Here is an 18,035-nt window from a genome sequence, read left to right as displayed (position 1 = left end):
GCTCTCATGAACCGCTTCAACGCACTCGGCACCGCCGAGATCGTTCGTGTGGAATGACATCAATGGGGAAAGGGGAAGTCACGCTTCAGGCGGGAGTTCTGCAACAATGCCCCTCATATGAGAGCGATCGGCCATTAGACAGCGCTGGCCGCATCTTTGAAGCCTTGTACCGGCCCAACAGCGGTCGACCGCTCCAATCCTTGCCAGTCGACGGTCTCGTTCCAGCCAACTGGGCTCTCCAGCACGTTCAAGATCGCGCAGACATCGATATTAGTGGACCTGAGTTCAACTTCGTGCGGTCCATCCACGTCTTTGATGTTCGCTATGCGCGGCAGCATGAATACGGTCGTGACGGTGACCCTCGGCGAAGTTTTCGTTGTGAGTAAAGACGATCGGCAACCCGGCAAGTGCGGCGCGCACATCGTCCGCTTCATGTCCGGTGACAACCGTCAGCGGTGTCGTCAACAAGCACAGGTAAGTTTCCGCCAGATGTCGCACCATGGGTTTGTGGTCTATCGGCATCAACAGCTTGTTGCGCGCACCCATGCGGCGAGACGGGCCCGCGGCGAGGAGAATTGCCGCAACATCACTCATGCCCCACCGCTGTTTCTGTGCGGCGCACTCGCAACAGCTGGGCCAGGATCGAGAGGGCGATTTCCTCTGGCGTGACAGCGCCCAAATCCAACCCGGCAGGCGCGTTTACAGTGCTTGTCTTTTCTGGCCCGATCCCTGCGCTGTGAAGTTTCTCGGCAAGAGACGCAAATTTCCGGCGGCTGCCGACAAAGGCGACATATGCGGCGTCGACCGCGAGCGCCGCTTTCAGCGCATCAAGGTCGCCCTGCCCCTGGGTCGCGATCACGATGAATTTTTGCTGCGCGTCCACCGGCTCAGACGCAATGGCTGCGGAAACCGACCAATGAAACTGCGGAGCAAGCGTGCTGAGGGCTTGGGCGACCGGAGATGTGCCCAAGATCACCAATTCGGGCATTGGCAGGCAAGGCTCGATAAAAATATCGACAGTGCCGCGCGACGGGCAGCCATTTCGGGCAAAGTGCGTGCCATCGACGGTATCGCCGGGGGCGATGCCTTTCTCGGCGAGAAGTTCTTCTGGTGCGACCGAGATGAGTTGCGGCACGCCGCTTTGCAGGGCCTCGACCGCCGCGCGTTTGACCGCGCCGCGCGTGCATCCCCCGCCCAGCCAGCCATGCACGATGGTGCCGTCGGCACTCAGCAACGCCTTGGCCCCCGGCTTTGCCGCCGTTGCCCCTGCCGTCCGCACGATGGTTGCAAAGGCAAAAGGCACCTGTCGCGCGCGCAAGTCCTGCGCTGCGTCGGCCAGATCGGTGTCAAGGATCTCTGCCGGGCTCATAGCGCACCCAATTCGGTTTCAAGTGCGGCCAGATCATCGAGTGTATTGGCTGCTTTGAACAGGTCGAGGTGAGGCAAGGCCGCTGCCATGCCACCGGCGACGGGCGCGTAGTCGCGCCACCCTTTGAGAGGATTGAGCCAGATGATCTTGCAGCCGCGCTTTCTGAGTTTGGTCAGCGCCGTATCCAGCTGGTCCGGAGTTTCGGTATCGCAGCCGTCCGACAGGATCAGGACAACGCTGCGCCCATCGACAAAGCGTTTGGCATAGGTGTCGGCAAAGCGCTGTAGGGACGGGCCGATTTTGGACCCTCCACCGAACCCGTCAGCCATCAGGGACATGCGCCCAATGGCACGCATCGTGTCCTTGTCGCGCAGCGCCTCGGTTATCCGGACGAGGCGCGTGTGGAACAGATATGCGTCGGCCTCTTTGTCTGCTCGCATCAGACCCGCGAGGAAGGCAAGGAAGACCTGGGCATAGACGTTCATCGAACCCGAGACATCGCACAACGCCACAATCTTGCGCGCGCGATCCGGTCGGCGCTTGCGCAGCAGGCGCAGGGGTTCGCCACCAGTGGACAGGCTGCGGCGGATAGTCTTGCGGAAGTGCAGACGGTCGCCTTTGCGCGCAGCGATGCGGCGGCGCGAGCGTTTGTCGCGCAAGGCGGCGCCCATGCGGCGTGCGATCGCCTCGGCCTCTGCAATCTCTTCGGAACGAACAAGATCTCGCAGGTCACGGCGGCTGAGGTTGCGCTGTTCGGTCGCGATAAGTTTGCCGGTGCCGCCGCTGTTGGCTTCGCCGTCTTCGGTATCGGGGGTCGTCGACGTGCCGCTTGACCCGGCATCTTCGCCACTGCCATCGCGAGAGCTATGGACGGACTCATTGAGTGTGGCTTGCGGCTTGGGGATGATGCGCTGTTTTACCCGTCCCGCATCCAACCAATAGCCGTCAAAGAGGGCATCGAACCTCTCTGCCTCTTCCTTGCATCCGGTGCAGATGGCACGCAGGACGCGGCGGCATTCGTCCGGAGAGGTTGCGTTTACATGGGTGAGCGCGGTCAGGCTGAGATCCGCCTCGGACACTCCCAAACGCAGCCCGTTGTCGCGCAAATGCGCCACAAACCCAACGACACGCGCGGCGGGCCCCGGGTCGCGGGCGGCAAAGCGGGTGACCCGTGTCATGCGGCTTTGCCTGCGATACGCGCGGCAACGTCGGATGTGATTTGCGCCTGATCGCTTTGCGTTTTCAAAAGGGTGGTAAGCGTCGATTGCAACACTGCCGGATCATGGGTGAGGTCGGCAATGCCAAGCCCCATCAGAGCTGCCGCAAAGTCGAGCATTTCGGCGATGCCGGGGATCTTCTCCAGCTCCTCTTCCCGCAGTTTTTGCACGAAACCAATGATCTGATCCGCCAATCGTGCCTCGACCCGCGGGCAGCGCGCCTTGAGGATCGCCAACTCTGTCGCGCGGTCGGGATATTCGACATAGGTGTAAAGGCAGCGGCGGCGCAGCGCATCGGACAGATCGCGGGTGCCGTTTGATGTCAGGATCACGATAGGCTTACAGGTGGCCGTGATCGTACCAAGTTCGGGGACGGACACTTGATAGTCGGACAAAACCTCGAGCAGGTAAGCCTCGAACTCTTCATCCGCGCGGTCGATCTCATCGATCAAAAGAACCGGCGGCTGATCTTGAGTAATCGCGGCAAGCAAGGGACGTTCCAACAGAAAGTCGCGGGAAAAGATGCGATCCTCGACCGATTTGCCGGTCTCACCGGCTTCTGCTGCAGAGCGGATCGTCAGCAGCTGGCGCTGGTAGTTCCACTCGTAAATCGCTTGCGAGGCGTCCAGACCTTCATAGCATTGAAGGCGGATTAACTTCGTATCCTGAGTCAGGCTCAGCGTGCGGGCGATCTCGGTCTTGCCGACACCTGCCGCGCCTTCCAGCAACAATGGGCGCCCCAGCGAGAGCGCAAGATGCAACGCTACCGACAGATCGTCAGACGCGACATAGCTGTGCGCGGCCAGCGCAGATTGAAGGGAGTGCCAAGTCATCGAAACCTCCGTGGTCAAGGCGCGTTGTCAAACCAACGCGCCCTGCCGTTACGACTTAGTCATGCAGGCCAAGTTCATTGGCGGTCTTCCAGATCCGCCAGTGATCATGCGGCATGTTCGTGTGCCGATTCCCGAAAGGACGGAAGGCGTCCTGAATGGCATTCGAGAAACACGGCACGCCACCCACATGCGGGCTCTCGCCGACACCTTTCGCCCCAATGGGGTGGTGCGGCGAAGGCGTCACGGTGTAGTCGGTTTCGTAGTTCGGAACCTCCCATGCAGTCGGCAGGAAGAAGTCCATCAACGTGCCGGTCTTCACGTTGCCCATATCGTCATAGGCAATCTCCTGCCCCAGCGCGACTGCGAGGGCTTCGGTCAGACCACCGTGGATCTGCCCCTCGATGATCATCGGGTTGATCCGGGTGCCGCAATCATCCAGCGCATAGAAACGGCGGATTTCCGGCACGCCCGTATCGACATCAATGTCCATCACGCAGACATAGGCGCCAAACGGGTAGGTCATGTTGGGCGGATCGTAATAGCTGACCGCTTCGAGACCCGGCTCAATCCCCGGAATGGCCTGGTTGTAAGCAGCGAAGGCGATTTCCTTCATCGTCTTGAACTTCTCAGGCGCACCTTTGACCACGAAGCGATCCACGTCGAATTCCACGTCGTCGTCATGGACTTCGAGCAAGTAGGCCGCAATCATCTGCGCCTTGGCGCGGATCTTGCGCCCGGCCATGGCTGTCGCAGCACCCGCTACCGGAGTGGACCGGGAGCCATAGGTGCCCAGGCCATATGGCGCGGTGTCGGTGTCGCCCTCTTCGATGGTGATGCTGTCCGCAGGCAGACCGATCTCGGACGCAAGGATTTGCGCAAAGGTCGTCGCATGGCCCTGCCCTTGCGAAATCGTGCCCAGCCGCGCAATCGCGGAGCCTGTCGGGTGGATGCGGATTTCGCAGCTGTCGAACATGCCAAGCCCAAGAATATCGCAGTTCTTGACCGGGCCGGCGCCGACGATCTCGGTAAAGAACGACAGCCCGATGCCCATCAGTTTGCGCGTTTTACCCGCTCTGAAATCCTCGACCCGCTGCGCCTGCTCGGCACGCAGAGCCTCGTAGTCGACGGCCTTCAGCGCCTTGTCCCAAGCGGTGTGGTAATCGCCAGAATCGTATTCCCAACCCAACGCGGCTTTGTAGGGGAACTGCTCTTTCCTGATGAAATTGATCCGGCGCAGCTCTGCTGCATCCATGTTCAACTCGATCGCCAGAACTTCGATCATCCGTTCGATGAAATACACGGCCTCGGTCACGCGGAAGGAACAGCGGTAACTGACCCCACCTGGCGCCTTGTTGGTATAGACGCCGTCGACTTCCAGGAACGCGGTCGGGATGTCATAGGACCCGGTGCAGATGTTCATGAACCCGGCCGGGAACTTCGTTGGGTCGGCACAGGCGTCAAATCCGCCATGGTCGGCAGTCACGTGACAATGCAGGCCAGTGATCTTGCCTTCCCTGGTGGCGCTGATCCGACCCGTCATGTGGTAGTCACGCGCGAAGGCGGTGGTCATCAGGTTGTCCATCCGGTCTTCGATCCACTTGACCGGTTTGCCCGTCACGATGGAGGCCACGACCGAGCAGACATAGCCCGGATAGGCGCCCACCTTGTTACCAAAGCCGCCGCCGATGTCAGGGCTGATCACGCGGATATTGTGCTCTTCAATCCCGGAGATCAGCGACACAACGGTCCGGATGGCGTGCGGTGCCTGGAACGTGCCCCAGAGGGTCAGCTTGCCGTTCACCTTGTCCATCGACGCCACGCAGCCGCAGGTTTCCAGCGGGCACGGATGGGTGCGGTGGTAATACATGGTTTCTTCAGCCACGACTTCGGCGTTGTCGATGGTCTCGAAAGTCGGGCCCTTGTCGCCAGCTTCCCATGTAAAGATGTGATTGTGGTGCTTGCGGGGGCCGTGCGCACCATCAGCCGGGCTGCCGTCCTCGGCAACCGTGTCTGGCCTTAGCACCACATCGGATTGCATCGCCTTGAACGGATCAACAAGAACCTCCAGCTCTTCGTATTCCACCTCAACCGCTTCGATCCCATCTGCGGCGGCATAGCGATCTTCGGCCACGACAAAGGCAACCTCCTGACCCTGGAACAGAACCTTGCCGTCGGCCAGCACCATCTGCCTGTCACCCGCAAGCGTCGGCATCCAGTGCAGGCCCAAGGGCTCCAGATCCTTGGCCGTCAGGACGGCCAAAACGCCTGGCACCTCTAGCGCGGCAGCGGTGTCGATATTAACGATCTTCGCATGCGCATAGGGCGAGCGGACAAAGTCGCCGAACAACATGCCATCCAGCTTGATGTCATCGACATAGTTGCCCTTGCCTTGGGTGAAGCGCGCATCCTCGACCCGCTTGCGCGAGCAGCCCATGCCTTTGAGGTTCTCGATCCGCTCCTCGCGGCTTGTTACTTCGTCTTTCATTCTGCCGCCTCCTTGGCTGCATTCATTTCCGCCGCGGCTGCGCGTATGGACTTCACGATGTTCTGGTACCCGGTGCAGCGGCAGATATTGCCCGCCATACCGAAGCGGATTTCCTCTTCGGTTGGGTTCGGGTTCTCCTCGAGCAGCTTCTTGGCCCGGGTGATCATCCCCGGCGTGCAGTAGCCACACTGAAGGCCGTGATGTTCCTTGAACGCGACCTGAAGCGGATGCAGGTTGTCTGGCCCGCCGATGCCTTCGATGGTCGTGATGTCCTTGCCGTCGGCCTGGGCCACGAACATGGTGCAGGATTTTACCGACTTTCCATCAATGGTGACGGTGCAGGCCCCGCAATGCGACGTCTCGCAACCGATATGCGGGCCGGTAATGTTGAGCCGCTCACGGAGCGTATAGATGAGCAACTCACGCGGCTCGGCAAGGAATTCTTCTTCCTTGCCGTTCACCGTCATTTTGTAATGCTGTTTCTTTCCCATTCCGTCCTCTCCCTCAGGCGCGTGACCAGGCGCGCTCGATGGCGCGGCGCAGGATTACACCTGCAACATGTTTCTTGAAGGCGACGGGACCGCGATTGTCTTCGGTCGGGTCGATGTCATTCATCATTGCGGCCATCGCGGCCTTGATCGCGGCATCATCCACCGAAGTTCCAACCAGCGCAGCACCTGCCGCCTCGGAATAGACCGGCGTATCGCTCAGGTTCGTCATCGCAATCGACGCCGACACGCAGGTGGCCCCGTCTTTTACGATTTGCACCGCAGCGGCGGCAGTTGCGTAATCGCCAATCTTCCGCTTCTGCTTTTCGTAAGCATGGCCGCCCTGTGGCATCGGGATCGTGACCGCGGTCAGAACTTCGTCGTCTTCGCGGGCAGTCATGTAGGCGGCCTCATAGAACTCCCGCGCGGGGATCTCGCGCTCACCGTCAGAGCCCACAACGGTGAAGGTCGCGTTGAGGCACTGCATCAGGCCGGGCATATCATTGCCCGGGTCTCCGTTGGCGACATTGCCGCCAACAGTGCCCATGTAACGCACTTGCGGATCAGCAATCTGCAGCGCCGCTTCGCGCAAGATTGGCGCCGCCTGCGCAAGCGCATCATGGTCGATGATGTCATGCTGCGTGACCATGGCTCCGATACGGATGCTGTCGGCGCCGATCTCGATATCAGACATCCCGCCAACATCCTGAAGGTCGATCAGGTGCGGAACGTCGGCCATGCGCAGCTTCATCATGGGGATCAGGCTGTGACCGCCAGCCATCACACGCGCGTCATCGCCATGTTCTTGCAGGATAGACAGAACAGCTGCCATATCCTTGGGTCTGTAATACTCAAATGCCGCTGGTATCATCGACTCTCCTCCCTCAAAGCGATTCAAATTGCTGAGATGGAGAAGTGCATACGTTCGTATGTTAGAGCTTCAACAAACCTATGAACGACAGGTGTTTTGCACGAAATGCGCTTCAGCTCGCACGACTTGCGCTGGCCTGCGAAGCCAATGCGTCCTGTATAGCCTTCAACTTGGAACGGCTCACGGGTACCGGCGGTGTTTCTGGGCCTTCGAACACGCATTTGCCGCTGTCTTTTGTCCTCTCAAATCGGACGACGTGTTCTGGATTGACCAAGTAACTTCGATGGGTCTGAAGGAAGCCCAGCGGAACAAGACGCTTCATTGCTTCGGTCACGGACCACACGCAGAACAACCGGTCTTCTTCCGTATAGACTTGGGTGTAATGAGCGTCCGCCCGCACAAACATAATGTCCCTGGCAGATACGAAAACTTTGCCCCCCTCACGCTCACAAGGAACTTGAAGCGGTAGAGGTCGCGGATCGGTGGAGCCTTTATCCCCACTGGGCTGCGCATCTTGCTTTGGTCGCGGAAGGTAAGTCACTCCGACCCAAAGGCAGGCACCGAACATGACGAAACTGAAAAAGCTGACACCAAGGGCAAGTGTCTCATTGCTCATCAATGGGCCAAACTCTGTTCCATCAGACACCACTACAAACTGGGTCCCCGACATGGCCAGAAAATGCACGCTTACCACCGCGATCGCAAAACACAAAGTGCCAAGAATGATGTTCCGGTTGGTCCTCTGACCATAGGCAATGCCAAACGCCAGACTGCACAGCAGAACCGCCACGAGCGACGACACTATGACGCCAAATGGCGTGTAGACCGCGCGACACAACTCAAGCCCAGCCATCCCGATGTAGTGCATGGCAAGGATACCCACACCAACAATGCCGCCAGCCAAGGACACCATAAAACGGTTACGGACGGTGAAATGCAGGATGATCAGCGCGCCCCCGACGATCAGGATTGCGGTCAGCGCGGAGATCAGCGTGATCGCGGCATCGTAATAGAACAAGATGGGCATCTGCAGACCAAGCATTGCCACGAAATGCATGGCCCATATCCCACCACCGAGCGCGATGGCGGCCAATGCGATCGATACCTTTTTCTCGAAGTCTGGTTTCGAGCCGAGGTCACGTGTCAAAGACAATCCGGTGAATCCCGCAACCAGAGCAACCAGGCAAGACATGGCAACGAGAAGGTTGTTATGACTGACTTCCAAGAATTCCATGTCCGCAAAATGACCAAAAAAACGACACTTGACAAACGTTGGTGTAGTCTTCCTCTCGAAATTGTTCGATGGCGTCCTGGTATCCCTATTATCTTGCCAGTTGTTTTGGTTCCGGCGATTGCGAGCGGAATCGCGGCTCGCCCGCATGGTTCATATGTCGATCTGTTCCGCTATGCTCAGCGCATCTTCCAGCTCGACACCGAGATAGCGTACTGTGCTATCGATCTTAGTATGTCCCAACAACAGCTGCACAGCACGCAGGTTTCCTGTTTTCCGGTAGATCTCAGCCGCTTTGGTTCGGCGAAGCGAATGCGTTCCGTATCCGGTGTTAGTGTCCGCGCACGTGGTGTAATTTCTGCGCCGTCATTGGTGTAATCCCGGGTGGCCATCGAGGTGTATGGTCGAGGAAGAGTTTGGCGACTTCAACCACGAACCTTACGGAGACCCTGTATCGACCCAGTGAAATCCTGCTCATGCTACAAGGGAGAACGCAGCGATGAGATGACGAAGGACGACGTGTCAGACGATCTGAGACACGCAGATGCACTGGCCTCGGGCCTTGCAGCCGTGTGGGCGCGAGAGAATACAAGAGAGGCGCTCTTCGACGCGATAGAGCGCAAGGAAGCACGACACCGTGCCCTTGGCGCACGAAGAGAGGATCGCCGAGCAGGTCCCTCAGCCGCGCGATCGAGCCACTCAGGCCTTGCTGCGTAAGGCCCAACCGGTCAGCAGCACGGGATACACTCCCTTCCTCGTAGGTGGCGGCGAAGGCAAAGAGAAGCCTCGAGTCAAGACGTTTAGTATCGCTGATAGTTGTATAGTTAACAGATTATATCTGTTGGTGCGATATATTGCTGCTAAGTTAACCTGCGGGCACCAACATCGCGAAAGGTGCCAGAAAATGTCCGATACCAACGCAAAACTTTTCTTCTTCAATTGTTCGATCTCTGAAGATCTTTATGGAGCCTGTCTTGATCCGAGTGGTGATCCGCTACCAACACCTGGCGGAGGCACATGGCTCCCAGTTGAGAGTATCGACGCTCTTGGAGCGGCAGTCGCGGGTTTCAATCGAGAAGCTGCCGAGCGCGACATCGCAAGGTGGGACAATCACTGGTTCACATCCAATGGACGCCGCGAAATCTGGTGGGGTTCGGACGGCCCGCCTGCGCACTTGGTAAAGCGCATACCCGCAAATTCTCCGGTGCACGCCGAACAATGACTGATATGCCGATTTCATTTGTACTGTCTCCTTCACGTATCGGCAGAATTGAGAAAATTTGGAGCAATTTGGTCGCGCGCCGAAAGAAGTATGCAGAACGTCAGAAACGTACCAGGGCCCTGGCTAAACTGAACGCCGCCCAACTGCGTGACGTCGGTCGATACAGATGCGAAATGCTTTGTGAGGTGCACAGGAACGCAAGTAAGGAATTTCCTCTTTGACGCCACGACGAAAGCCGATCGTACCAGTGCCACGAGACGAAAAAATTCGTATCGCTGACAAACTCATAGGCGAAAAGTTGGTCTTCATTGGGCTCGAAGCCGTCGAACAGCCAGTGTCATGCCAACGACAGCATCTGAAAGCTGAATGTCGGCATCGCAACACAAGACTTTGAAAGCGTTGGATCATCTCGATTTTCGTAATGTCTGCATTCGGGACTAGGTCGCAGCTCAACCCGCTGCGTTGCCGCAAGGCTGCTTCGAGCCCACAACGGACCTAGCTACGAACCATTCGAACTGGCGAAGTGCACGATCAGCGGACGAAGCCATAGTGAACGCGGGTCGAGTGCAACGACTTCCCAAGCGCGGTGCCGCTGCAACGCTGCTTCTCCAATTCGGCTGTTCGGTCACCGTGCAGTGTGATTGCCGGACTTACGAATGCAGACGGACCTTGCGGTCGCTGGACCTTCTGGGAAGAATAGCCAGTGTACGAGCCTGATACGAGAGCAAGCGCGCAGTTATTGCAAATAAACAATTTCCGTCAATCGACTCGCATCGGCGACTTGACAGGCTCGATATGCACTGACGAGCCAAATCAAATGGACGAGGGGTCGATTTTGTCCAAGAAGAAAAATAGCATTCATGGCTCCCCAAAGCGCTCTCATCGGGTCGACGGAATCGCAGCCGCGTTTAATGCACACTACCTCGACTACCAGTACGTTTTCGTCGAGTTTCTGATCGGTCATATGGTCGACGCGGTGAGCCCGTTCGACGGGGATTATCAGGAGATGCTCGTAATGGCGGTGCTGGGACAAGCTCGGCTCAGCGCCGTGCGTGCCACTGCCAATCCGGATTTGTCCGTGCTGGATGTGGAGGCTTCTGCCGAAAGCACGAACGCGTCCCGTATCTCCGACATCACCAAGATCCCGCGCCAGACTGTCCGGCGCAAGTTGCAATCGCTTATGGAGCGCGGCTGGATTGAACGGGATGACGCAGGGGCCTATCGGCTCGTGTCTGTCGAAGGCCAATCCAGCGCTCGCCACGATCTTGCAGAATTGGATAGCCTTGCGATCCGGCGCGTCGCACGGCTGTTCGCCGACCTCCAGAAGCTCATTGAAAAGGACGAGCGCCTGATCGCGAAAAGCCGATAGGGGCAAGACGCTGCTAGGTGCTCAAAATGAGCACCTGTTTCCGTGCCAGCACGTTGTCGCCGCTCTACTTTTCTAGAGAGAAGCGAAGCGGAGGCACGCATGTTCGATCCAAAGGCATTTCAACTTGATGGCCAAGTGGCCATTGTCACCGGCGCGGGGGCCGGTATTGGCAGAGGTATTGCAGAGATGTTCGCCGGCGCCGGCGCGGCCGTCGTCGTCAGCGACCTCAAGCAGGAGACCGCAGACGAAGTCGCCAAGGGCATCACCAAGGCTGGCGGCAAGGCCATCGGTCTCGCCTGCAACGTCACGAAGGAATCCGATCTGGAAGCGGCCGTTCAGGCGGCGATCGACAATTTCGGCAGCCTGACGATCCTCGTGAACAACGCCGGCGGCGGGGGGCCGAAGCCCTTCGACATGCCGATGGAAGATTTCCGCTGGGCTTATGAGCTGAACGTGTTTGCGCCGTTTCGCCTCACTCAGCTTGCTGCACCGCACATGGAAGCCGCCGGCGGAGGAGCGGTGCTCAACATTTCGTCAATGTCGGCCGAAAACAAGAACGTGCACATGGCCTCTTACTCCTCTTCCAAGGCCGCGATCAGCCATCTGACCCGCAACATCGCCCATGACTTGGGGTCGCGGAACATTCGGGTGAACGGAATTGCGCCCGGAGCGATCCGGACGGCGGCGCTGGCTACCGTGCTCACACCCGAGGTCGAGAAGGCCATGCTCAAGCACACGCCGATCAAGCGCCTTGGCGAGCCCTCGGATATTGCGGGCGCCGCACTCTATCTGTGTTCGCCTGCGGCGGCATGGGTTAGCGGTCAGATCCTGACCGTTTCTGGCGGCGGCGTGCAGGAACTCGATTGACGCGAACCTGTCGTAGGCCCGAAGCACGACCCGCTTGAGCCGGCTATTTCAAAACAACAGGAGACATCCATGAGTATAGACGCATTTGCCGATTTCCGTATGGACGGCCACAATGTCATCATCACCGGCGGCGCGCAGAACATTGGCGCCCAGATCGCCAAAACCCTCTCCGCTGCAGGTGCGAAGGTGATGATCTGCGACCTACAGGCCGAGAAATCTGCCGACACGGCCTCGGACATCGCCAAGGAGACCGGCAACGAAGTCCACGGAATGGGCTGCGACGTGACAAAGGACGAGGACATTCAGGCCGTAGTGGACGCCACGGTCAAGGCTTTCGGTGGCGTCTCGACCCTTGTCAACAACGTCGGCTGGGGCGGTCGCCAGCCTGACCCGGCCGCGATCTCGCGGGAAGAGTTTCTGAAGTCCTACGACCTGAATACGGTTAGCGCCTACCGGATGAGCATGGCCTGCTTACCCTACCTGGAGAAGGCCCAGAACGCCTCGATAACCAACTCCGGCTCGTTCTCGTCTGCCGTGCCGGCTTACGATATCCTGCCCTATGGCACGGCCAAGGCCGCGCTGAACCAGATGATGGTGTCGCTGGCCCATATGCTGAACAAGCGGGCGCGCGTGAACTCCGTCCTGATCGGGACGGTCATTACCCCGGGCTACGCCGACGCAGGTGTCACACCCGAAATGCAGGAAAAGCTGGCGCATCCCGACAACTTGACCGGCCGGGCAGGCAAGATGGAGGATATCGCGAACGCCATGCTTTATCTGACCTCGCCCGCGTCGAGCTGGGTCAGCGGCCAGATCATCAACGTCCATGGTGGCGGCGCCGTCGTGCGTCTCTTCGGGAGTTGAAGGCGTGCGTGTCCTGCGTGCCTGCCTCAGGATGTTCGCGTCGCTGGCCAAGCGTCGTGTCACCTTTGGGGCCGCATGTCTCATGGTTCTGACGTTTCAGCCGGCTTGGTCGGAGGAAACCGGAACGCCCCTGAACACCACGCAACTCGGCGTCCTGCTCTTCGTCGATCAGGGACGATCCTTTGGGTACCAGACCATGATGGCGCGGATCCAGCTCGACACTGTGCGAGCGCAGCTTGAGCGGGACCGGAAGATCCTCGAACAGAACCAGGACCTGTTCGAAAAAAATGCGATCCCGCTGATCGAACTGGAAATCTCGCAGCTGAAAGACGCCTGGAACCGGAAGCAGCTGATCGTCGCCGAGAATAGCCTCGACTACGTCAGCGCTGAATACGAGGCGATGACCCAGATGGCGCGGTTCTTTGGCGGGGAAAGCGTGACCGTCGAGGAGCTTTACGGCACCTTCCGCCGCGGCTGGGATGCGGGCTGCGACAAGGGCCCGGACGAGGTTGTTGCACACAAGGCCTGGGCCGCCTATGCCCAGAAGGCGTTGGAACGCGCCCGTCAACTCAATGCGCGCGGCTCGCTCCCTTTCAGCACCGTTCTCGCGCGAGAGGCCGACCTAGAGGTCGCGCGGTCCAATTTCCGCAATCGCGAGGCGGGTCTTGAAAAATGTCGAACGGTTCTGTTTCCCACCCTGGACGAGATCTTGGCAGTCGGCGCGCAATAGATATCGAAAGCGAGGAGAGAGCCAATGTCCACGATAGCCACACCCGAGCACTCCGACCTCCTGAAGGGCGCTGTCATCTCTGGCTTGATCAACGCAATTATCAACGGCGCGATCCAGTGGTATCTCCTCGCGGGGCACGGTCCCTTGCCACTGACGGTTGATGGGATCACGAATGACACCCATACGGTCTTTGGAGCCGCGGTGCCGCTTGCGGTGAGCCTTGCGATGATCCTTACCGCTGTCGCCTATGGTACTGTCAAACCTCCCAAACCGCCATTTTATCCGGCCTTCCTCTGGTTGGTGGTAAAGCACGGTTTCTTCGCGTTGGGCATCCTTGTGACCTTCGCGGTGCTCTGGCAGAGGCTCATAGGGTCCATCTCGGTGTCGCTGCCGGTCGCGATTATCATGCTCGGGCTGATCGCCGGCCTGGCCGCCGGGGTGGTGAACTATATGACCCTGCGCGCCGCTGCAGAGAAGAGAACTTGAGACGCAAGACACGAGCAAATGAAACTGGGCTGCGGCCGGGACCGACGACGTCATGATGGCCAGAAATCAATATGGTGGGTGGTTTTGATGTCGATACTCAAGGCGGTGCAAGAGCAAAAATGGTCTGCCATCCCTATGCCGCCTGGCGCACGGCCCAAACCCCGGCTACTGCGGATTTTCGCACTGCTCGCGATCACTGTGGCTGCGAGCTGCGCTCCTAGGGCTGACCTTGTTCCAGACCCGATGGCTCAGACGGCAGAGCTTCGTTTTCCCGTCTTGGTCGGGACGACGCGGCAGCCGACGACAGACGGACTATGGTCCCGCACCGAACCCGGCCCGCTTACATACGGCTTGGTCGACGTGAGCGTGCCGCCGGATCGGACGCCTGGCACGGTAACACTGCCTAGTGTTGATCCCGATCCGCGCAAGGACTTCCTGACTGCAAGCGTCGGACGGTTCGCCGATCGGAGCGCCTTTCGCGCACGTACCTCCCGTGAACTCGCGGCGCGGGCGAGCCTCAGCCGAGAGGTCGTCCTGACGGTGCACGGGTTCAACAACCGCATGGCAGACGGTATTTTCCGAACCGCGCAGATGATTGCGGATTTCGAAATTGAGGGGCCGACCTTCCACTATGCGTGGCCCTCGCACGGCCAGCCGCTTGGCTATGCGGCAGATCGTGACGCGGTTCTGCTTGCGCGCAACGGGCTAGAGGGAATGCTGGATGACCTCGTGCGCGCGGGAGCGCGCAGCGTGGTGATCGTCGCGCACTCCATGGGCTCGCAACTGACGATGGAGGTCTTGCGTCAAATGGCTTTGCGCGACAGCCCCACCCTGGCTCGCGTCGGCGGTGTGGTGCTGATGTCGCCAGATATCGATCCCGAGGTCTTCAAAGCGCAGGCTGAGGATATCGGCACGCTGCCAGACCCGTTTGTCGTCTTTGTCTCCCGGCGCGATCCGGCCCTGCGCCTGTCGGCGCGATTGACCGGGCACGGCACCCGCCTCGGCAACCTCTCCTCGATTGAGCCGGTCGCGGGTCAGAAGATCATCATTATTGACCTGACGGAGGCCCGTGATGCGGCCTCACGCCACCTCGCAGCTGCAACCTCGCCTGCGGTGATCTCGTTTTTGCGACAAACCGAGGCTGTACGAGCGGGGATGCAAACAGACCAAGCCGGCCGAGCAGGCGCGATTCCTGGAACCGTTCTTCTCGCGCAGGAGGCTACAACCGTACTGTTGGCTCCGGCCGAACTTCTGAACCCTTGATCCGTTAGAACCTGTGGCCACGCGCGCTACCAACACAGCGTTCCAAAGAAGGAGACTGTACACTTTACTTAAGATCGTTTTGGCTCCGAGACTTGCGCTACCGGCCGTTCAGAGGCCACAGCCAAACGGCGGCTCTTTCCGGATAGTGTTGAAGAAGTCGTTGTCTGAGCGTTTGGTGGGTGACGGCGAAGGCGGCTGGTTGTCCTCTTCTCAACCTGTTGGTTTTGCTTCGGGTATCAGTTTTGCGAGCTTCCGGAGATTTTGGGCGGTGGCTGCGAGTTGGAACGGTTCGTATGCGCCTTTGGGTCCTCGTAGCCGCATCATCGGCACACCGATGTATCGCTTTAGATGTGCAAACAGCATCTCGACTTTCCGCCTCTGAATGAACGACGTCATGCAGGCATCGGTTTTTCGGATATCGCGGGCCACGTCGCGTGCTGCTTCATGGACGGAACGAAGCACGTTTCGGGCTGGCTGTTTTGGACAGCAATTCGCTTTTAATGGGCATGTGTCACAGTCGTGCTTTGACGCTCGATATTTTAGGAACCCGTCTTTGCCGCCGTTCGGCTTGCGCGGCGTGGAGAAGTTCGGGCGATACGTCCGCAGTTCCTTGTTGCCAGGGCATGTGTAGCTGTCAGTTGCAGGGTCATAGACAAAGTCTTCTCGTGAGAATGTGCCGTCCGTCCGTTTCGACTTGTCCCAGACCGGAATGTGCGGGGCGATGCCGCGCTCTTCCACCAGCAAGCCCAGCATCTCTGCTGATCCGTAGCCCGTATCGCCAACCAGCTTGTCTGGCGTCATGTCGAAGCGGTCCGTGATCCGATCGGTCATCCGCCGTGCAGCAAACGCCTCAGCGGTTCGGGTCACCGACAACACCTTTTCACGCTGAATTCTGCCCCCAATGAGCACCCAGCCCAATGCGCCCATGCACTGGGCACCACGTTCACGCCGCGAAGCATTTGTTTTATCTGGTAAAAATGGTGCCCGGGTGCGGCATTACCTGTTGCTTTTATTGTATTAAGTTACGAGCCGGTGGGACTTTTCTCCTTCACCATGTTTATTGGATTTTTTCGGATTTGTGTCCCACTTTTCCGAGGGAGATTTGAGAACGAGAGCCAAGGTGGCGCACACCATGGCACGTGAATTCCTTTGCGACCGTTCATGCAATGGTTGGGGATGTCTTTTGCTATCTGACTTCCCACGGAACCTTGGGAGCAGCGCCCGTCAAGACCGACAGCGCAGCGCAAACAGCTGACATGCCGAGGTAGGGGGGCACTGCATCACCGATCCATTTCGCCAACGCTTTTCGAGGCGTCTCGCCGTCTCCACCCATGAAGCCGTAGCCGTCTGGAAAGGATTGAATGCGAGCAGCCTCATGCGGTGTGACCAGGCGACGCCGGGTCGGATGGATGAACCTGCCTTGACCAGGCGTACCGATGCCGGTCGTGATCGTTGGCGCGGGCCGGTCAGGGTGCATTCGACCATAGACCGACGTGTAAGTCGTTCCATCTTTGTGGCAGTCGGGCCGTTCGCTGTTCGGGAGATCGTAGATACCCTCGTCGAAGAGGAAGTCTATCCGCCGAATGTTCTCAGGCCCCTGGACAGGCGACGTATCGAAAACAGAATTGCCTCCGCTGTCCTCGAGGTCGGCGATCGCCCAAAGGACGTCGCGTGGCTCCCGTTTCCCGAAACATGCACCAGAAGCCTCAGTCGCCAAATGGCTCAGAGTTTCCTGCAAGACCACTTGCTCGGCATCTTTGACTGCGATCATGAAGTATCGAGCGCGTGTCTGCCATCCGCCGAGATCGTCCATCCTCAGCACTCGGTCGGCCACAGCATAGCCCTCGGAAACCAGCAGCTGGCGCGCGAGTTCGACGACGTCGCTATGGGAACGAACCACGCCGGGAACATTCTCGATTACGACCGCCTTCGCGCCTAGGGCGACCGCGATCGCCGCCGTCGCGACGAATAGATCGTTCCTGGGATCATTTCGACGCGTATGATTGTTTAAGTTCGAATGCCCTTGGCATGGTGGACCCGCGATGAGCAGATCCGTTTTGCCCACCTCCGCGGCGAGGTCATGTTGAATGATCTCAGGGGGGTAATCGAACTCGGCGGTATCACCCATTTGATCGACCGAATAGTCCACGATCGTCGCTAAGGAGTCGGCGATCTTCTTTCTTACCGGCAAGGACCGACCGTAGACCTCCATCGCGGAAACATCCGCATCGGCGATTGCATGGAAAACCGCACGACGATCGAAGCAACCGGCTGCAAGAGCCGTCCCCAATCCGAAACCGCCAGAGCCGCAGAACAAATCGACAACCGACAATGGCTTCTTGGTGGGATCATCCCAAAGATGATGTCCCTTCAAGAATCCCCGCCACCATTCCGAATGCTCTGTGTCGGCTTCGGAAGAGTGGCAATCTGTTGCCACTTCTACGTTCATACAACCACTTTCGTGACGACAGGCCGGTCAGCCTTTGACCCAAGCCCGAGCACTGGACGTTCGCGTCCAGACGCGCTCGATGAACGCTTTGCTCTGGTTCCTGTCAAGTAACTCAACGGACACATTGGCACAAGCCTTGGCCAAGTCTTTTGCAAGCTGACGTATCTCGGGAATAGTCAGACTAGGCTCTGGACCCATTGATTTGGTTGCAGTCGTGGCGCCGGGCTGATTCAAGCTCCTGAACTTCAGGAGGCGTGATGAGCAACTTGTTTTGGCTGACCGACGAACAGA

Annotated in this window: 18 protein-coding genes and 2 pseudogenes; 8 read left to right on the top strand and 12 right to left on the bottom strand. The window is 58.8% G+C overall.

Annotated elements, in window-relative coordinates; all coding sequences use genetic code 11:
* Positions 1 to 285: 285 nt before the first annotated feature.
* The 9 genes and pseudogenes from AC2FL1_RS21805 to AC2FL1_RS21765 all read right to left on the bottom strand — a co-directional run.
* Positions 286 to 594, bottom strand: a complete 309-nt coding sequence (locus AC2FL1_RS21805) for a nucleotidyltransferase family protein (RefSeq protein WP_496830184.1) — start codon at positions 592 to 594, stop codon at positions 286 to 288.
* Positions 587 to 1,369, bottom strand: a complete 783-nt coding sequence (locus AC2FL1_RS21800) for an XdhC family protein (RefSeq protein WP_496830182.1) — start codon at positions 1,367 to 1,369, stop codon at positions 587 to 589. Before AC2FL1_RS21800 ends, AC2FL1_RS21805 begins: the two co-directional genes overlap by 8 nt.
* Positions 1,366 to 2,547, bottom strand: a complete 1,182-nt coding sequence (locus AC2FL1_RS21795; RefSeq protein WP_496878306.1) for a vWA domain-containing protein — start codon at positions 2,545 to 2,547, stop codon at positions 1,366 to 1,368. Before AC2FL1_RS21795 ends, AC2FL1_RS21800 begins: the two co-directional genes overlap by 4 nt.
* Complete coding sequence (locus AC2FL1_RS21790; RefSeq protein ID WP_496830178.1) at positions 2,544 to 3,419, bottom strand: AAA family ATPase; 876 nt, start codon at positions 3,417 to 3,419, stop codon at positions 2,544 to 2,546. The genes AC2FL1_RS21795 and AC2FL1_RS21790 overlap by 4 nt, the downstream gene beginning before the upstream one ends.
* Before the next feature lie 55 nt (positions 3,420 to 3,474).
* On the bottom strand, positions 3,475 to 5,904 hold the full coding sequence (locus AC2FL1_RS21785) for an aerobic carbon-monoxide dehydrogenase large subunit (RefSeq protein WP_496878305.1): 2,430 nt from the start codon (positions 5,902 to 5,904) through the stop codon (positions 3,475 to 3,477).
* On the bottom strand, positions 5,901 to 6,395 hold the full coding sequence (locus tag AC2FL1_RS21780) for a (2Fe-2S)-binding protein (protein WP_496878304.1): 495 nt from the start codon (positions 6,393 to 6,395) through the stop codon (positions 5,901 to 5,903). Before AC2FL1_RS21780 ends, AC2FL1_RS21785 begins: the two co-directional genes overlap by 4 nt.
* Positions 6,396 to 6,408: 13 nt before the next feature.
* Positions 6,409 to 7,263, bottom strand: coding sequence for an FAD binding domain-containing protein (locus tag AC2FL1_RS21775; protein ID WP_496878303.1), 855 nt, complete (start codon positions 7,261 to 7,263; stop codon positions 6,409 to 6,411).
* A 112-nt stretch (positions 7,264 to 7,375) separates the two neighbouring features.
* A complete protein-coding gene (locus AC2FL1_RS21770; protein WP_496830170.1) occupies positions 7,376 to 8,497 on the bottom strand; it encodes an MHYT domain-containing protein in 1,122 nt (373 codons plus the stop codon).
* Positions 8,498 to 8,647: 150 nt separating this feature from the next.
* A pseudogene (locus AC2FL1_RS21765) lies at positions 8,648 to 8,824 on the bottom strand (tyrosine-type recombinase/integrase); the annotation flags it as partial.
* 174 nt (positions 8,825 to 8,998) lie between these two features.
* Between AC2FL1_RS21765 and AC2FL1_RS21760 the strand changes: the two are divergent.
* A complete protein-coding gene (locus tag AC2FL1_RS21760) occupies positions 8,999 to 9,211 on the top strand; it encodes a DUF3604 domain-containing protein (RefSeq protein ID WP_496878302.1) in 213 nt (70 codons plus the stop codon).
* Here AC2FL1_RS21760 and AC2FL1_RS21755 read toward each other — a convergent pair.
* Positions 9,180 to 9,308, bottom strand: a pseudogene (locus AC2FL1_RS21755) (LysR family transcriptional regulator); the annotation flags it as partial. The gene AC2FL1_RS21760 and the pseudogene AC2FL1_RS21755 overlap by 32 nt on opposite strands.
* A gap of 90 nt (positions 9,309 to 9,398) precedes the next feature.
* Here AC2FL1_RS21755 and AC2FL1_RS21750 point away from each other — a divergent pair.
* The 7 genes from AC2FL1_RS21750 to AC2FL1_RS21720 all read left to right on the top strand — a co-directional run bounded on the left by AC2FL1_RS21750 (position 9,399) and on the right by AC2FL1_RS21720 (position 15,295).
* Complete coding sequence (locus AC2FL1_RS21750; RefSeq protein ID WP_496878301.1) at positions 9,399 to 9,716, top strand: hypothetical protein; 318 nt, start codon at positions 9,399 to 9,401, stop codon at positions 9,714 to 9,716.
* A gap of 817 nt (positions 9,717 to 10,533) precedes the next feature.
* Entirely contained in the window at positions 10,534 to 11,085 is a 552-nt protein-coding gene (locus tag AC2FL1_RS21745) for a helix-turn-helix domain-containing protein (RefSeq protein ID WP_496830164.1), read from the top strand.
* A 99-nt stretch (positions 11,086 to 11,184) separates the two neighbouring features.
* Positions 11,185 to 11,952 (top strand): 7-alpha-hydroxysteroid dehydrogenase, encoded by a 768-nt coding sequence (gene hdhA, locus AC2FL1_RS21740; protein ID WP_496878300.1) that lies wholly within the window; start codon positions 11,185 to 11,187, stop codon positions 11,950 to 11,952.
* 69 nt (positions 11,953 to 12,021) lie between these two features.
* On the top strand, positions 12,022 to 12,816 hold the full coding sequence (locus AC2FL1_RS21735) for an SDR family oxidoreductase (RefSeq protein WP_496878299.1): 795 nt from the start codon (positions 12,022 to 12,024) through the stop codon (positions 12,814 to 12,816).
* Complete coding sequence (locus AC2FL1_RS21730) at positions 12,779 to 13,546, top strand: hypothetical protein (protein ID WP_496878298.1); 768 nt, start codon at positions 12,779 to 12,781, stop codon at positions 13,544 to 13,546. The genes AC2FL1_RS21735 and AC2FL1_RS21730 overlap by 38 nt, the downstream gene beginning before the upstream one ends.
* A gap of 24 nt (positions 13,547 to 13,570) precedes the next feature.
* Entirely contained in the window at positions 13,571 to 14,032 is a 462-nt protein-coding gene (locus AC2FL1_RS21725; protein ID WP_496878297.1) for a hypothetical protein, read from the top strand.
* A gap of 360 nt (positions 14,033 to 14,392) precedes the next feature.
* Positions 14,393 to 15,295, top strand: a complete 903-nt coding sequence (locus AC2FL1_RS21720) for an alpha/beta hydrolase (protein WP_496830222.1) — start codon at positions 14,393 to 14,395, stop codon at positions 15,293 to 15,295.
* Between the two features lie 210 nt (positions 15,296 to 15,505).
* Here AC2FL1_RS21720 and AC2FL1_RS21715 read toward each other — a convergent pair whose 3' ends face one another.
* A complete protein-coding gene (locus tag AC2FL1_RS21715; protein WP_496878296.1) occupies positions 15,506 to 16,222 on the bottom strand; it encodes a transposase in 717 nt (238 codons plus the stop codon).
* Positions 16,223 to 16,481: 259 nt separating this feature from the next.
* A complete protein-coding gene (locus AC2FL1_RS21710) occupies positions 16,482 to 17,744 on the bottom strand; it encodes a DNA cytosine methyltransferase (RefSeq protein ID WP_496878295.1) in 1,263 nt (420 codons plus the stop codon).
* Positions 17,745 to 18,035 lie beyond the last annotated feature (291 nt).

The sequence above is a fragment of the Ruegeria sp. YKSF070 genome (genome assembly GCF_059612725.1).
The sequence above is the reverse complement of the archived record's forward strand: the minus strand, read 5'-3'. Positions and strand labels throughout refer to the sequence as shown.

Excerpts from the sequence above, each read along its gene's own strand:
- AC2FL1_RS21805 (WP_496830184.1), bottom strand. The coding sequence starts at position 594 with ATGAGTGATGTTGCGGCAATTCTCCTCGCCGCGGGCCCGTCTCGCCGC.
- AC2FL1_RS21800 (WP_496830182.1), bottom strand. The coding sequence starts at position 1,369 with ATGAGCCCGGCAGAGATCCTTGACACCGATCTGGCCGACGCAGCGCAG.
- AC2FL1_RS21795 (WP_496878306.1), bottom strand. The coding sequence starts at position 2,547 with ATGACACGGGTCACCCGCTTTGCCGCCCGCGACCCGGGGCCCGCCGCG.
- AC2FL1_RS21790 (WP_496830178.1), bottom strand. The coding sequence starts at position 3,419 with ATGACTTGGCACTCCCTTCAATCTGCGCTGGCCGCGCACAGCTATGTC.
- AC2FL1_RS21785 (WP_496878305.1), bottom strand. The coding sequence starts at position 5,904 with ATGAAAGACGAAGTAACAAGCCGCGAGGAGCGGATCGAGAACCTCAAA.
- AC2FL1_RS21780 (WP_496878304.1), bottom strand. The coding sequence starts at position 6,395 with ATGGGAAAGAAACAGCATTACAAAATGACGGTGAACGGCAAGGAAGAA.
- AC2FL1_RS21775 (WP_496878303.1), bottom strand. The coding sequence starts at position 7,263 with ATGATACCAGCGGCATTTGAGTATTACAGACCCAAGGATATGGCAGCT.
- AC2FL1_RS21770 (WP_496830170.1), bottom strand. The coding sequence starts at position 8,497 with ATGGAATTCTTGGAAGTCAGTCATAACAACCTTCTCGTTGCCATGTCT.
- AC2FL1_RS21760 (WP_496878302.1), top strand. The coding sequence starts at position 8,999 with ATGACGAAGGACGACGTGTCAGACGATCTGAGACACGCAGATGCACTG.
- AC2FL1_RS21750 (WP_496878301.1), top strand. The coding sequence starts at position 9,399 with ATGTCCGATACCAACGCAAAACTTTTCTTCTTCAATTGTTCGATCTCT.
- AC2FL1_RS21745 (WP_496830164.1), top strand. The coding sequence starts at position 10,534 with ATGGACGAGGGGTCGATTTTGTCCAAGAAGAAAAATAGCATTCATGGC.
- hdhA (WP_496878300.1), top strand. The coding sequence starts at position 11,185 with ATGTTCGATCCAAAGGCATTTCAACTTGATGGCCAAGTGGCCATTGTC.
- AC2FL1_RS21735 (WP_496878299.1), top strand. The coding sequence starts at position 12,022 with ATGAGTATAGACGCATTTGCCGATTTCCGTATGGACGGCCACAATGTC.
- AC2FL1_RS21730 (WP_496878298.1), top strand. The coding sequence starts at position 12,779 with ATGGTGGCGGCGCCGTCGTGCGTCTCTTCGGGAGTTGAAGGCGTGCGT.
- AC2FL1_RS21725 (WP_496878297.1), top strand. The coding sequence starts at position 13,571 with ATGTCCACGATAGCCACACCCGAGCACTCCGACCTCCTGAAGGGCGCT.
- AC2FL1_RS21715 (WP_496878296.1), bottom strand. The coding sequence starts at position 16,222 with ATGGGCGCATTGGGCTGGGTGCTCATTGGGGGCAGAATTCAGCGTGAA.
- AC2FL1_RS21710 (WP_496878295.1), bottom strand. The coding sequence starts at position 17,744 with ATGAACGTAGAAGTGGCAACAGATTGCCACTCTTCCGAAGCCGACACA.